We start from the raw sequence: 12622 nt of genomic DNA on the forward strand, positions 1-12622 counted from the left end.
CACACATTCATCCATTCGGGTGGGGGTAATCAGAAGCCGCGCATGGCGGGTATCTCCTGTCGGTTAGCTTTGAGGCGTGGGGGGGGGCACACTGTGAAGCGGGCCTTCAAATACCGCTTTTATCCGACGCCGGATCAGGCGACACAGCTCAAGCAGACCTTCGGCTGCGTACGCAAGGTCTACAACTTGGCGCTGGAGATGCGCGATCGCGCTTGGAAAGAGGAGCGCCGCCGCATTCGCTACTCGGACACCTCCGCGATGCTGACCGAGTGGAAAAGGCAGGATGATCTCGCATACCTCTCCCAGGTTTCCTCGGTGCCGCTCCAGCAGACTCTGCGTCACCTGAGTACGGCTTTTGACAGGTTCTTCGCCAAGGTGTCCGGGCATCCTCGCTTCAAGTCGCGGAAGGCCACGCGGCAAGCGGCGGAGTACACGCGGTCCGCATTCAGATGGCGAGACGGTGCGCTGACGCTTGCGAAGATGACCACACCGCTGGACATTCGCTGGTCCCGGCCGTTGTCGACGGATTCCCAGCCGACAACGGTGACGGTGTCCCTTGACGCCGCAGGACGCTGGTTCGTCTCCATCCTCGTCGAGGATCGTCCCCAGCGGCCCAGAGAAGTGGCTACGGCCGTCGGTGTCGATTTCGGTATCCGCAGCCTCGTGACCCTGTCCACCGGGGAAAAGGTGTCCCACCCCGGAGGCGGAAGAAGACAAGCCGGCCGGCTGGCCAAAGCACAGCGAGAACTGGCTCGGAAGAAGGCGGGGTCCAAGAACCAGACCAAGGCTCGTCGCCGGGTGGCCGCGATACATGCGCGGATCGCGCACCGCAGGCGCGACGTTCTGCACAAACTCTCCACTCGAATCGTCCAGGAGAACCAACTGGTCGTGATCGAGGACCTTCCGGTACGCAACCTCATGGGCAACCGGTCGCTGGCGCGATCCATTGCTCACGCGGCGTGGGCTGAATTGCGGCGAATGCTGGAGTACAAGTGCGCATGGTACGGGCGCACTATGGTGGTCGTGGATCGCTTCTTCCCATCGAGCAGGATGTGCTCGACGTGCGCTCGGGTGTGTGAATCGCTCCCGCTCGGCGTCCGGGAGTGGACGTGCGGCGGATGTGGCACCCGCCACGACCGCGACCACAACGCCGCCAAGAATCTTCTGGCCGTCGGGCAGACGGTGTCGGCCTGTGGAGCCGATGTAAGACCTCAACGGAAACTCTCCGGACGGGCGGTCGGTGACGAAGCAGGAAAACCCATAGCGCGAGCTGTGGGGGTCCCCGCCCCAGTGGGGCGGGGAGGATGTCAAACGGCGAACTCCTGGAAGGCGATGGTCTTCTCGACCGGGTAGTACTCCGAGCCGAGCAGCTCGCGGATGATGTAGGCGTTGCGGTAGGCGCCCATGCCCAGGTCGGGGCTGGTGATGCTGTGGGTGTGGACGCCGGCGTTCTGGAGGAAGACACCCCGGCCGGTCACGTCGATGGCGTAATTGCGGCCCAGGTCGAAGTTGCCGTGGCCGTCGTAGCGCAGGCGATCGCGGACCGGCTTCAGGAACTCCGGCTCGCGGTACTGGTAGCCGGTGGCCAGCACCAGGCCCTCGCTGTCCAGCTCGTAGTCCTTGCCCTGCTCCTCCTGGCGGAGGGAGAGGGTGTAGGTGCCGTCCCGGTAAGTGGCTTCGGTGAGCGCGGAGTTGGTGAGCAGCCGGGTCTGGACGGGGCCGCCGAGGTTCTTCTGGTAGAGCAGGTCGAAGATCTCGTTGATCAGCTCGCCGTCGATGCCCTTGAACAGGCCCTTCTGCTGGGCGGTGACCCGGTAGCGGGTGTCCTCGGGGAGCGCGTGGAAGTAGTCGATGTACTCCGGGGAGGTCATCTCCAGCGTGAGCTTGGTGTACTCCAGCGGGAAGAACCGCGGGGAGCGGGTGACCCAGTTGAGCCGGTAGCCGTGGACGTCGATCTCGCTGAGGAGGTCGTGGTAGATCTCGGCCGCCGACTGTCCGCTGCCGACCAGGGTGATGGAGCGCTTCTTCTGCAGCTCCGCCTTGTGGGCCAGATAGCGGGAGTTGTGGATGAAGTCGCCGCCCAGACCCTCGCACGCCTCCGGGATGTAGGGCGGGGTGCCGGTGCCGAGGACCAGGTGCCTGGCGCGGTAGGTGTCCCCGGCGTCGGTGTGCACCGCGTACAGCCCGTCCTCGAAGGTGACCTCGGTGACCGTGGTGCCGAAGCGGACGCTGGTCAGCTTGCCGGCGGCCCAGCGGCAGTAGTCGTCGTACTCGACTCGCAGCGGGTAGAAGTTCTCCCGGATGTAGAAGGAGTACAGCCGGCCCTTCTCCTTCAGGTAGTTGAGGAAGGAGTACGGCGAGGTCGGGTCGGCCAGGGTGACCAGGTCCGACATGAAGGGCGTCTGGAGGTGGGCGCCGTCCAGGAACATCCCGGCGTGCCACTCGAACTCGGGCTTGGAGTCGAGGAAGACGCCGGTCAGCTCCTCGATGGGCTCGGTGAGGCAGGCCAGGCCGAGGTTGAAGGGGCCGAGGCCGATCCCCACGAAGTCAAGGGCGGGGCTGGCTTCAGGAAGCGCGGTCAAGGGACTCTCCCAGGTACTGCTCGGCGTGGCCGGCGATCAGATCGAGCACGGTGGCGATGTCGGCCGCGGTGGTCTCGGGGTTGAGCAGGGTGAACTTCAGGTAGTGGTGGCCGTCGGCCTTGGTGCCCGCGACCACGGCGTCGCCGGAGGCGAACAGGGCCTTGCGGGCGTACAGGTTGGCGCGGTCGATCTCGGCGGGGTCGGTGACGGTCGCCGGGAGGTAGCGGAAGACCAGGGTGGACAGCGAGGGCGCCACGACCACCTCGTAGCGTGGGTCGGCGGCGAGCAGCCGCCAGCCCTCCTGCGCCAGCTCGCAGACCTCGTCGAAGAGTTCGCCGATGCCGTCGGCGCCCATCACCCGCAGCGTCATCCACAGCTTGAGCGCGTCGAAGCGGCGGGTGGTCTGGAGGGACTTGTCGACCTGGTTGGGGATGCGCTCCCGCACCATGCGGCGCGGGTTGAGGTACTCCGCGTGGTAGGTCGCGTGCCGCAGGGTGGCCGCGTCCCGGACCAGCACGGCGGAGGAACTCACGGGCTGGAAGAAGGACTTGTGGTAGTCGACGGTGACCGAGTCGGCGCGCTCGATGCCGTCGATGCGGTCGCGGTGCTTCAGCGAGGTGAGCAGTCCGCAGCCGTAGGCGGCGTCCACGTGCATCCACACCCCGAACTGCGCGCAGAGTTCCGCGATCTCGGGGAGCGGGTCGATGGAGCCGAAGTCGGTGGTGCCCGCGGTGGCGACGACGGCCATCGGGGTGAGCCCGTCCCGGACGCAGCGCTCCAGCTCGTGGGCGAGTGCGAGGGTGTGCATCCGCTTGTCGTGGTCGACCGGGATGACGACGACCGCGTCGGGGCCGAGGCCGAGGAGTCTGGCGGACTTCTGCACGCTGAAGTGGCTGACCTCGGAGGTGAAGACGCGCAGCCGGCCGTACGACTCGGCCTTCGCCTCCTCGCGGGCCACCAGCAGCGCCTGGAGGTTGGACTGGGTGCCGCCGGAGGTGAAGACACCGTCGGCGGCGGGTCCCAGCCCGATGCGGGCGTTGGTCCAGTCGATCAGTTTCCGCTCGATGAGCGTGCCGCCGGCCGACTGGTCCCAGGTGTCCAGGGAGGAGTTGACCGCGGAGAGCACGGCCTCGCCGACCACCGCCGGGATGACGACCGGGCAGTTGAGGTGGGCGAGGTAGCGGGGGTGGTGGAAGTAGACGGCGTCCCGGAGATAGACCTCCTCCAGCTCGTCCAGCGCGGCGGCGGTGTCGCCGAGCGGCCGGTCGAGGTCCACGGAGTCGACGCGGGGAGCGAGGCCGTCGACGGTCACTCCGGTGAACGGGCTTGCGGCGGTGGCGAGTTTGGCCGCCACCCGCTCTACTCCTTCGGTCACGGAGCGGCGGTACGTCTCCGCGGTGAGGCCATTGAGCAGGTGCGAGCGCATGAGGGGGTCCTCCGGGGGAAACACGAGGGGAAGCGAAGTTCCGCGGCTCCAACTTAGGTTAGCCTAACCTAAATAGACGTCCGCTGAACACACCGCGCCCGTGACGAAGGTTCCTTGGAGGGTTCCGGCGGCTACGCGGCGCTCGCGCGGAGCTGTTCCTCCGTCAGTCCGCGCCGCCAGTAGCCGACGAAGGTCACCCGCCGGCGGTCGGTGCCGCGCTCCCCGACGAAGTGCCGGCGCAGCTCCCGCACCTGCCCGGCCTCGCCCGCGAGCCAGACGTACGGGCTGGTGTGGGCGGGCAGTCGGGCCGCGCGCAGCGCGTGGACGGCCGAGGGGGCGCCCTCGTGCCGTACCAGCCAGGTGATGCGGGCGTCCGCCTCGGTGTGCACGTCCTGGATGTCCCCGGCGTGCGGCACCTCCAGCCAGGCGAGCGCGCGGGTGGACGCCGGCAGTGACTCCAGTACGGCTGTCGCGGCCGGTACGGCGGTCTCGTCGCCCCAGATGACGACCAGGTCGGTGTCCTCCGGTGCCCGGAACCGGATGGCCCGGTTGTCGGCGATCGCCGGACCGAGCAGCAGCACCCGGTCGCCCGGGGCGGCACCGGCGGCCCAGCGGGAGGCGGGCCCGGCCGGGGCCGGAGCGCCGGGCTCGGTGCCGTGCAGGGCGAAGTCGATGTCGATCTCGTCCGGGTCCCGGCGCAGTGCGCGCAGGGTGTACGAGCGCATCACCGCCCGCACGTCGTCCGGGAGTTCACGCCAGCCGTGCCACCAGTCGTCGCCCAGCTCCAGCGGGACCGCCGGCTCGCGCTGGCCGGGATGCGGCAGGAACAACGAGAGGGACTGGTCGCGGCCCAGCGAGTGGAACCCGGCCAGCTCGGGGCCGATGAAGGTGATCCGGAGCAGAGACGGACCGAGCCGCCTCGTCCGGGCCACCGAGAGGGCGAAGAAACGGAACGGGACGGCTACGGCCCTCGTCATGCGGGGCTCCTGAACGTCAGGAAAGTGTCGTACGGGCAGGGTTCAGCTGACCTTCTTGGCCGTCTCGATGGCCTTGGCCAGGTTCTCCAGCAGCGGGGCGCACTTGTCGTAGGACAGGATGGGCTCGGCGGAGCGGGGGATGACCTGGCCGGCCTTCACGGCGGGCAGCTTCTTCCAGGTCGCCTTGGTGATGTCGGCGGGCTGGATGGCCGAGGAGCGGTCGTCCATGATGATGATGTCGGCCGGGTGCTTGTCGACGTTCTCCCAGCTCAGCGTCTCGAACCAGCCGCCGGTGGGCTTCTTGGCCGCCTCCGAGGGCTCGACGAAGTTCACGCCGAGGGACTTGAAGTACTCGAGGTCCGCGGAGAGGTTGGTGCCGGAGACGTAGAACGCGTCCTGCGCGGCGGAGCCGGCCATCACCTTGATCTCCGGGCGGGACCTGGCCGCCTTGCGCAGCCGGGCCGCGGCCGCCTCGAAGCGCTTCTTGGCGTCGGTGATCTTCGCGGACCTGGTGTCGGCGCCGAGGGACTCGGCCAGCTCCCACATCCGCTGGAGGGGGCCGGTGAGCGGGCGGTCGTAGACCGAGACCGCGACACTGGGCGCCAGCTTGGCTATCTTCGCGGCGGACTCCAGGGGCACGTACCAGAGGGTGCCCTTGGGGTCGAAGGTGGTGGTGATGAGGACCTGCGGGCCGAAGGCCGCGTACTCCTCGACGTTGAACTGGTTGAAGACGTTGCCGAAGACGGTCAGCTTGCTGACGTCCATGTCGCCGGCCTGCACATCGGCCTTGCCGTCCTTGGTCTTCGTCGGGCCGAACACGCCCTTGACCTCGATGCCGTAGTCGTACAGCGCGGCGGCGACACCGGTGAAGGCGACGATCTTCGTGGGGACCGAGTCCAGCTTCACGGTCTGGCCGCGGTCGTCCTTGAAGCTCCACGCGCCGGACCTGCCGGGCTTGGCCTGCCCCCCGGAGCCACCGCTCTTCCCCTGGTCGTCACCACAGGCGGCGAGCACGGCGCCGAGACCGAGGGCGCCGCCCGCGGCGAGGATGCCGCGGCGAGTGAGGTGGGTGGCACGGGTGTGGGGCATGGGTGTGCTGCTTTCGACCAGGGCTGATCGCCCGCCGGACTGGTTTGAGAAAGGTTAGCCTAACCTTGCTAATTGTCCAGGGGCGGCGGACGATCGCGCTCGGTCTCAGAACTTGTAGTTCGTCAGCATGGCGTTGCCGTACACGTCGTAGACGGACGCGTAGCCCTGGTCGGAGTCCTTCCAGGACGCGAACGCCTTGGCGATCGCGGTGGCGGCGCCCTGGGGGTCGGCCGCGGGCTTCTTCCCGCCGTTGATGTCGGTGGCGATGTAGGCGTTGCCCGTCTTGTCGTTCCACTCGCCGAGGATGCGGTCCACGCGGCCGGCCGCTGACTTCTGCTGGGCCGTACCGTGCTCCTCGACCCAGGACCTGAACTCCTGAGCGTTCTTCTTCGACTGGGCCTTGTCCGTGTCGTCGGGGAGCTTCTCCACGACACCGATCGCGTCCGGCTCGGCCGTCTTCTCGGTCGAGCAGGCGGCGGTCCCGGCAGCGATGACGGCACCGAGAGCGAGAACGGCGGTGATGCGGACCGCGGCCGCGGTCGGCATCGCACGGATATGCATGCATCCCCCTTGACGTCAGTCGGCACACAGTGGGGCGGGGGTACGCCGAATCGCGTCGCGTGCGTATGTGGTTCCCCGTGTTCCCGCTCCGCGCCTGCGGCCTCCCTGGTCAGCGGGACGGCCTTGAACGGATGTTCGGAACTGGCATGCAACTTAACAGGAGGGGCAAATCCTCTGCGCCGTAACTGAATCAATGTGAGATCAGACATGGCGCGAGGCGCCGCATTGCGCCCCGCGCCGTGTCATGGCTCAGCCGGTAAGGCCCAACTCCCGTGCGATCAGCATGCGCTGGACCTCGCTGGTGCCCTCGCCGATTTCGAGGATCTTGGAGTCCCGCCACATGCGGGCGACCGGGTACTCGTTCATGAAGCCGTAGCCGCCGTGGACCTGGGTGGCGTCACGGGCGTTGTCGACGGCGACGGTGGAGGAGTACAGCTTGGCGATGGCCGCCTCCTTCTTGAACGGCTCGCCGGCCACCAGGCGGGCCGCCGCGTCGCGCCAGGCGAGGCGGGCGGTGTGGGCCTTCATCTCCATGTCGGCCAGCTTGAACTGGATGGCCTGGTTGGTGCCGATGGGCCGGCCGAAGGCGTGCCGCTCCTTGGCGTAGCGCAGCGACTCGTCCACGCAGCCCTGCGCGAGCCCGGTGCCCAGCGCGGCGATCGCGATGCGGCCCTCGTCCAGGATGCGGAGGAACTGCGCGTAGCCGCGGCCCTCTTCGCCGAGCAGGTTGGCGGCCGGGACCCGGACGTCCTGGAAGGACAGCTCACGGGTGTCCGAGGCGTTCCACCCGACCTTGGAGTAGGGAGCGGCGACCGTGAAGCCCGGTGTGCCCGAGGGCACGATGATCGCGGAGATCAGCGGCTTGCCGTCCGGCTTGCGCCCGGTGACCGCGGTGACCGTCACCAGGCCGGTGATGTCGGTGCCGGAGTTGGTGATGAAGCACTTGCTGCCGTTGATGACCCATTCGTCGGTGTCCGGGTCCAGCCGGGCCGTCGTACGGGTAGCGCCCGCGTCCGAGCCACCGTCCGGCTCGGTCAGCCCGAACGCGCCCAGGATCTCGCCCGAACACAGCCGGGGCAGCCACTCGGCCTTCTGCTCCTCGGTGCCGAAGAGGTGGATCGGCATGGCGCCCAGCGAGACGCCCGCCTCCAGGGTGATGGCCACCGAGGAGTCCACCCGGGCCAGCTCCTCCAGCGCGATGCCCAGCGCCAGATAGTCGCCGCCCATCCCGCCGTACTCCTCGGGGAAGGGCAGCCCGAACAGGCCCATCCGGCCCATCTCGCGGACGATCTCGTACGGGAACTCGTGCCGCTCGTAGAAGTCGCCGATCTTCGGCGCCACGACGTCGTGCGCGAACTCCTCCACCGTGCGGCGGAGTTCCTCCAGCTCGGGGCTGAGGCGGTGGTCCATGCTGATCACTGGTCCTTGTCGGGCTGGGTCGTGGGGCCGAGGGCGCGGACGGTGCGGGAGGCGCTCGGGCGGCCCAGGTGGCCCGCCATCCAGACGCTGGTGGCGGTCAGCGCCTCAAGGTCGACCCCGGTCTCGATGCCGAGGCCGCGCAGCATCCAGACCAGGTCCTCGGTGGCGAGGTTGCCGGTGGCGGACTTGGCGTACGGGCAGCCGCCGAGGCCGCCCGCGGAGGCGTCGACGGTGGTGACGCCGTGCTGGAGCGCCGCGTAGGTGTTGGCGAGGGCCTGGCCGTAGGTGTCGTGGAAATGGACGCCGAGTTCCGCCGTGGGCAGGCCCGCTTCGTTCAGCAGGGTGAGCAGGGCGCGGACCTGGCTCGGTGTGGCGACGCCGATGGTGTCGCCGAGGCTCAGCTCGTCGCAGCCCATGTCCTTCAGGGCCGCGCACACCCGGACCACCTGGGGGAGCGGTACCTCGCCCTCCCACGGGTCGCCGAAGCACATCGACACATAGCCGCGGACATGGGCGCCTGCGTCCTTGGCCTGCCGTACCACCGGCTCGAACACGGCCAGCGACTCGTCCACCGTGCGGTTGAGGTTGGCCTTGGCGAAGGACTCCGTCGCGCTGGCGAACACCGCGATCCGGCGCGCTCCGAGCGCGAGAGCCCGGTCCAGGCCGCGCTGGTTGGGGACCAGTACCGGGAGTTCGGCGTCCACGTCGGACACCTGGGGGAACAGCTCCTCGGCGTCGGCCAGTTGGGGCACCCACTTGGGGTGCACGAAGCTGGTCGCCTCGATCGTGGTCAGGCCCGCCGCGCGCAGCCGGCGGATGAACTCCGCCTTCACCTCGGTCGGTACGGCCGTCTTCTCGTTCTGGAGGCCGTCGCGGGCGCCCACCTCGTGGATACGGACCCGCGTGGGCAGGCCGGGGTCGGGGACGACCATGGGCAGGGCGTTCATCTAGGCCTCCTCCCTCGGCGCGATGACGGCCAGCACCTGGTCCATGGCGACCGTGCTGCCGGGCGTCACGTCGAGTTCGGCGACCGTGCCCGCGTGCGGGGCGGAGACGACGTGCTCCATCTTCATCGCCTCCACCACCAGCAGGCTCTGCCCGGCCTCGACTTCGTCGCCCACGGCCACCTTCACCACCGTCACCGTGCCCGGCATGGGCGCGGTCAGCGAGTCGGCGCCCGCGTGCGCGGAGCGGCTGAGCGAGGCGGCGACCGGGTCGTGGTCCCGCACCTGCCAGGCGTCGCCGTCCCGCCCGAGCCAGTCGGCCGCGCGGCGGAAGGTGTGGCGGACGCCGTCCAGGGTGACGCTCACCGTGTCGGGGGTGACGTGGGCGTCGGTGCCGCGCCGGGCGTGCGCCACCGGTTCCTCGCCGGGCACGCGCAGGGGGAACGACACCGGCTTGGGCTTCCCGCTCAGCCGCCAGCCGTCCGGCACCGAGAAGGGGTTCACCCAGCCGTCGCCCGTGGGGCGCAGCTCCTCCAGGCGGACGGCCGCCGCCGCCTCGTAGACCTCTTCCGGGACGCCGGACGGGATCAGGTCGTCCACCGCGCGCTCCACCAGCCCGGTGTCCAGTTCGCCCGCCACCACCGCGGGGTGCGCGAGCAGCCGGCGCAGGAAGCCCGCGTTGGTCGGGACGCCCAGGGTGACCGTCTCCGCGAGGGCCGCGCGGAGCTTGCGCAGGGCGGTCGCGCGGTCGGGGCCGTAGGCGATCACCTTGGACAGCATCGGGTCGTACAGGCTGCCGACCTCGGTGCCCTCGCTGAGCCCGGAGTCGGTGCGGAGCCCGTCGCCCTGCGGCTCGGCCAGCAGCAGGACCGTTCCGCCCGAGGGGAGGAAGCCGCGCGCCGGGTCCTCGGCGCAGATACGGGCCTCCACCGCGTGCCCGGTCAGCGTCACGTCCTCCTGGGCGAAGCCCAGCGGCTCGCCGGACGCCACCCTCAGCTGCCACTCGACCAGGTCCAGGCCGGTGATCAGCTCGGTCACCGGGTGCTCGACCTGCAGGCGGGTGTTCATCTCCATGAAGTAGTACGAGGACGGGTCGCCCCCCGGCACGATGAACTCCACCGTGCCCGCGCCCCGGTACCCGCACGAGCGGGCCGCCTGCACGGCCGCCTCGCCCATCGCCGCGCGGGTCGCCTCGTCGAGCAGGACGCTGGGCGCCTCCTCGATGATCTTCTGGTGGCGCCGCTGGAGCGAGCACTCGCGCTCGCCGAGGTGGACCACGTTGCCGTGGCCGTCGGCGAGCACCTGGATCTCGATGTGCCGGGGGCGGTCGATCCACCGCTCCACCAGCAGGGTGTCGTCGCCGAAGGAGGCGCGGGCCTCGCGGCGGGCGGCCGCGATCTCCTCGGCCAGCGCGGCCTCGTCCCGCACCAGGCGCATGCCCTTGCCGCCGCCGCCCGCCGAGGGCTTCAGCAGCACCGGCATGCCGATCTCGCGGGCGGCACCGGCCAGTTCGGCGTCGGTCAGCCCACTGCCGCTGGAGCCCGGCACGACCGGCACCCCGGCCGCGCGCACCGTCTCCTTGGCGCGGATCTTGTCGCCCATCAGGGCGATGGCGTCGGCGGACGGCCCGATGAAGACGAGCCCCGCCTCCTCGCAGGCGCGCGCGAAGCCGGCGTTCTCGGCGAGGAAGCCGTAGCCGGGGTGGACGGCCTGGGCGCCGGTGCGGGCGGCGGCCTGAAGCAGCCGCTCCACCGACAGATAGCTCTCCGAAGCCGGGGCCGGGCCGATCCGGACGGCCGTGTCGGCCTCCCGGACGTGCCGCGCGTCCGCGTCGGCGTCGGAGAAGACCGCCACCGAGCGCACGCCGAGCGCGCGGAGCGTACGGATGACCCGTACGGCGATCTCACCCCGGTTGGCGACCAGCACTGTGTCGAACACGGATTCCCCTCCCTCTCACATCCGGAAGACGCCGAACCGGGGCTCTCCCAGCGGCGCGTTGGCACAGGCGGTCAGGGCGAGTCCGAGCACCTGACGGGTCTGGAGCGGGTCGATCACGCCGTCGTCCCAGAGACGGGCGGTGGCGTAGTAGGCGCTGCCCTGGCTCTCGTACTGCGCGCGGATCGGGGCCTTGAAGGCGTCCTCGTCCTCGGCGGGCCACTCCTCGCCGCGCGCCTCCATCTGGTCCCGCTTGACGGTGGCGAGCACCGAGGCGGCCTGTTCGCCGCCCATGACGGAGATCTTGGCGCCGGGCCACATCCACAGGAAGCGGGGGGAGTAGGCGCGGCCGCACATCGAGTAGTTGCCCGCGCCGTAGGAGCCGCCGACCACGACCGTCAGCTTCGGCACGCGGGTGCAGGCGACGGCGGTGACCATCTTGGCGCCGTGCTTGGCGATGCCGCCCGCCTCGTAGTCCTTGCCGACCATGAAGCCGGAGATGTTCTGGAGGAAGACCAGCGGGATGCCGCGCTGGTCGCACAGCTCGATGAAGTGCGCGCCCTTCTGGGCGGACTCGGAGAACAGGATGCCGTTGTTGGCGACGATGCCGACCGGGTGGCCGTGGATACGGGCGAAGCCGGTGACCAGGGTCTGGCCGAACTCGGACTTGAACTCGCTGAAGCGCGAGCCGTCCACCACGCGGGCGATGATCTCGCGGACGTCGTAGGGGGTGCGCGAGTCGACCGGGACCGCGCCGTACAGCCCGAAGGGGTCGACCTTGGGGTCGACGGCCTGGGTCACCTCCCAGGGGGCGTCCTTGCGGGCGGGGAGGGTGGCGACGATGTTCCGCACGATCCTCAGTGCGTGCGCGTCGTCCTCCGCGAGGTGGTCGGTGACGCCGGAGACGCGGGAGTGGACCTCGCCGCCGCCCAGCTCCTCCGCGGTGACGACCTCGCCGGTGGCGGCCTTCACCAGCGGGGGGCCGCCGAGGAAGATCGTGCCCTGGTCGCGGACGATCACCGCCTCGTCGCTCATCGCCGGGACGTACGCGCCGCCGGCCGTGCAGGAGCCGAGGACGGCGGCGATCTGCGGGATGCCGGCCGCGGACATGCGGGCCTGGTTGTAGAAGATGCGGCCGAAGTGGTCGCGGTCGGGGAAGACCTCGTCCTGCATGGGCAGGAAGGCGCCGCCGGAGTCCACCAGGTAGACGCAGGGCAGGCGGTTGTCGAGGGCCACCTCCTGGGCGCGCAGGTGCTTCTTCACCGTCATCGGGTAGTACGTGCCGCCCTTGACGGTCGCGTCGTTGGCGACGATCACGCACTCGCGTCCGCTGACCCGGCCGATCCCGGCGATCACCCCCGCCGCCGGGGCCTGTCCGTCGTACATCCCGTCGGCCGCGAGGGGGGCCAGCTCCAGGAAGGGTGAGCCGGGATCGAGCAGGGCGTCCACCCGGTCCCTCGGCAGCAGCTTGCCGCGCGCGGTGTGCCGGGCGCGCGCCTTCTCGCCGCCGCCGAGGGCCGCGGCCGCCAGCTTGGCGCGCAGCTCCTCGCCCAGGGCGAGATGGGCCTGTTCATTGGCCCGCCAGGCCTCCGACGCGGGGTCTGCCGCGCTCGTCAGCTCCGGTGCCTCGTGCATCCTGCGAACCCCTCACCTTGTTAATGAGCGTTAACGCATTTCCTTCAGGTTAAC

Annotated in this window: 10 protein-coding genes; 1 reads left to right on the top strand and 9 read right to left on the bottom strand. The window is 69.9% G+C overall.

What is annotated here, in order from left to right:
- Positions 1 to 93 precede the first annotated feature (93 nt).
- A complete protein-coding gene (locus E5082_RS26230) occupies positions 94 to 1353 on the top strand; it encodes an RNA-guided endonuclease InsQ/TnpB family protein (protein WP_229918967.1) in 1260 nt (419 codons plus the stop codon).
- Here E5082_RS26230 and E5082_RS26235 read toward each other — a convergent pair.
- The 9 genes from E5082_RS26235 to E5082_RS26275 all read right to left on the bottom strand — a co-directional run bounded on the left by E5082_RS26235 (position 1308) and on the right by E5082_RS26275 (position 12568).
- Positions 1308 to 2582 carry a lysine N(6)-hydroxylase/L-ornithine N(5)-oxygenase family protein gene (locus E5082_RS26235; RefSeq protein ID WP_190045378.1) on the bottom strand — a complete coding sequence of 425 codons (1275 nt, stop codon included), beginning with the start codon at positions 2580 to 2582 and terminating at the stop codon, positions 1308 to 1310. The two genes, E5082_RS26230 and E5082_RS26235, sit on opposite strands and share 46 nt — an antisense overlap.
- Positions 2566 to 4008, bottom strand: a complete 1443-nt coding sequence (gene desA, locus E5082_RS26240; RefSeq protein WP_135793717.1) for a lysine decarboxylase DesA — start codon at positions 4006 to 4008, stop codon at positions 2566 to 2568. Before desA ends, E5082_RS26235 begins: the two co-directional genes overlap by 17 nt.
- Positions 4009 to 4139: 131 nt before the next feature.
- Positions 4140 to 4985, bottom strand: a complete 846-nt coding sequence (locus E5082_RS26245) for a siderophore-interacting protein (protein WP_135793718.1) — start codon at positions 4983 to 4985, stop codon at positions 4140 to 4142.
- Positions 4986 to 5027: 42 nt separating this feature from the next.
- On the bottom strand, positions 5028 to 6074 hold the full coding sequence (locus tag E5082_RS26250; RefSeq protein WP_135793719.1) for an ABC transporter substrate-binding protein: 1047 nt from the start codon (positions 6072 to 6074) through the stop codon (positions 5028 to 5030).
- A 105-nt stretch (positions 6075 to 6179) separates the two neighbouring features.
- A complete protein-coding gene (locus E5082_RS26255; protein WP_229918966.1) occupies positions 6180 to 6635 on the bottom strand; it encodes a hypothetical protein in 456 nt (151 codons plus the stop codon).
- Between the two features lie 249 nt (positions 6636 to 6884).
- The gene (locus E5082_RS26260) at positions 6885 to 8045 is read right to left on the bottom strand and encodes an acyl-CoA dehydrogenase family protein (protein WP_086694271.1); all 1161 of its coding nucleotides are present in this window, start codon (positions 8043 to 8045) and stop codon (positions 6885 to 6887) included.
- Positions 8046 to 8050: 5 nt separating this feature from the next.
- Positions 8051 to 9001 carry a hydroxymethylglutaryl-CoA lyase gene (locus tag E5082_RS26265; protein WP_135793720.1) on the bottom strand — a complete coding sequence of 317 codons (951 nt, stop codon included), beginning with the start codon at positions 8999 to 9001 and terminating at the stop codon, positions 8051 to 8053.
- Positions 9002 to 10936, bottom strand: a complete 1935-nt coding sequence (locus E5082_RS26270) for an acetyl-CoA carboxylase biotin carboxylase subunit (protein ID WP_135793721.1) — start codon at positions 10934 to 10936, stop codon at positions 9002 to 9004. It lies immediately after the preceding gene.
- A 15-nt stretch (positions 10937 to 10951) separates the two neighbouring features.
- Positions 10952 to 12568: a carboxyl transferase domain-containing protein gene (locus E5082_RS26275; protein WP_135793722.1), complete on the bottom strand. Its 1617-nt coding sequence runs from the start codon at positions 12566 to 12568 to the stop codon at positions 10952 to 10954.
- Between the last annotated feature and the right edge of the window lie 54 nt (positions 12569 to 12622).

Source organism: Streptomyces griseoluteus, from assembly GCF_004784465.1.
Taxonomy (GTDB): domain Bacteria; phylum Actinomycetota; class Actinomycetes; order Streptomycetales; family Streptomycetaceae; genus Streptomyces; species Streptomyces griseoluteus.